The sequence below is a fragment of the Candidatus Erwinia dacicola genome, from assembly GCF_001756855.1.
GTDB lineage: Bacteria > Pseudomonadota > Gammaproteobacteria > Enterobacterales > Enterobacteriaceae > Erwinia > Erwinia dacicola.
The window spans coordinates 1-1,661 of sequence record NZ_MAYS01000603.1; the positions used below are offsets into that span (position 1 = coordinate 1).

Sequence of the window (1,661 nt, forward strand, 5' to 3'; positions counted from 1 at the left end):
GTGATTTTATCTGGGGCTGGTCAATGGTCACTTTGTTGCGTTTCGACTGGGATATGAGCCTCCCGGCCTTCTTTTTTTAATTCATCAGCAGCGAAAGCTTAACCACCAGCCAGCTTGATCTTAAAACCTTTGGCTTCAAGCAGCGTTTTCAACAGGTTGCGCTTATTTCCTTGGATCTCGATAATGCCATTCTTTAGCGCACCGCCGCAGCCGCATTTCTTTTTTAGGTCGGCGGCCAGCTTTATCAGCTGTGCATCATCAAGGTCAATTCCGCTAATCAGACAGACGCTTTTGCCCTTACGGTTGTTGGGCTGGCGCTGGATCCGCACAATGCCGTCGCCTTTTGGCCGCTGCACCACCGCTTTCGGTTCATCGATGCGCCCGCTCTCCGTGGAGTAAACCAGACGGCTGTTATCATCGGCCATTATGCCCCCTACAATTCGCTGAGAATGTTACGCAGCGTCGCCGCTGGGTCGCTGGACTGGGTAATCGGACGACCGATCACCATATAGTCGCCGCCAGCCTGCAACGCCTGCTGGGGCATCATGATACGGCGCTGATCGCCTGCATCGCTGTCTGCCGGGCGAATGCCAGGCGTCACCAGACAGAACTGCTGGCCAATAACCTGCTTGAAGTGACTGGCTTCCTGAGCCGAACAGACCACGCCGTCCAGACCACACTGGTGGGTCAGGCGCGCCAGACGCTCAGCCTGCTCTGCCGGCGACAGCTCAATGCCAAGGCCGCGCAGGTCATCAGCATCCATGCTGGTCAATACGGTTACGGCAATCAGCAGCGGCGCATCTTTCCCCATTGGCAGCAGCGCTTTACGCGCTGCGCTCATCATCCGCGCCCCGCCGCTGGCGTGCACGTTTACCATCCACACGCCGAGATCGGCTGCGGCTGCAACCGCATGCGAGGTAGTGTTAGGGATATCGTGGAATTTAAGGTCGAGAAACACGTCGAATCCGCGCTGCTGGAGGTTGCGCACCAGCTGCGGACCAAACAGGGTAAACATCTCTTTGCCGACTTTTAAGCGGCAGCTGCTTGGCTCAATTTGATCAACAAACGCCATTGCTCGATTGAGATCGGCATAATCTAACGCGACCACAATCGGTGAGCAGGTAACCTGAGGTGAAAGCATGGATATACTCTCTTTAATTGGTACAATTGGTGCACCTGACGGCGCAAACGATAAACGGAAAGCGGCTTTATTGAATAATAGGTAATCATGCTTTTAATATGCCAGTTTTGGACGAAGATGCTAGCCAGTCCAGCACGTATTACCGAACACTGGTTGGATTTTATGTTACGGATGCTCGCTGTTTTTATGGGGTCGCAGCATAATCTTTATTTATTCAGCAAAGCCCTGTTAAGGGTAAAAAAAGGGGGACGTGGATCAGTCCTGTTCAGCCACTATCCTGGTGAGAGCATGCCGCAAGATCAAAGTTTCAAATCTGAGTTTTTCCTGCGCTATACCCCAGATTGGACCAGTTTTTAATTAAGATTGCAGGTAAATATGAAGAGTAAATGGCGGTGTTTTTCAAGTTTTATAGTGGTTTGCTTGCTGGCAACCTGTGACGCGCCTCAGCCATCGAAAGGTCCTGATGGTATGATGCTCGAAGGGCGCACTATGGGAACATTCTGGAGGGTTAGCCTGGCCG

The 1,661-nt window shown here is 52.4% G+C and carries 2 protein-coding genes; both read right to left on the reverse strand.

Translation table 11 applies throughout. The features are described 5' to 3' along the window. Nucleotides 1-98 precede the first annotated feature (98 nt). Entirely contained in the window at nt 99-425 is a 327-nt protein-coding gene (yciH, locus tag BBW68_RS14955; protein ID WP_070135957.1) for a stress response translation initiation inhibitor YciH, read from the reverse strand. An 8-nt stretch (nt 426-433) separates the two neighbouring features. Next, entirely contained in the window at nt 434-1,141 is a 708-nt protein-coding gene (gene pyrF / locus BBW68_RS14960) for an orotidine-5'-phosphate decarboxylase (protein WP_070135958.1), read from the reverse strand. Between the last annotated feature and the right edge of the window lie 520 nt (nt 1,142-1,661).

What these genes read in the sequence shown, in the direction of transcription:
- yciH (WP_070135957.1), bottom strand. Translation starts at nt 425, where the DNA reads ATGGCCGATGATAACAGCCGTCTGGTTTACTCCACGGAGAGCGGGCGC.
- pyrF (WP_070135958.1), bottom strand. Translation starts at nt 1,141, where the DNA reads ATGCTTTCACCTCAGGTTACCTGCTCACCGATTGTGGTCGCGTTAGAT.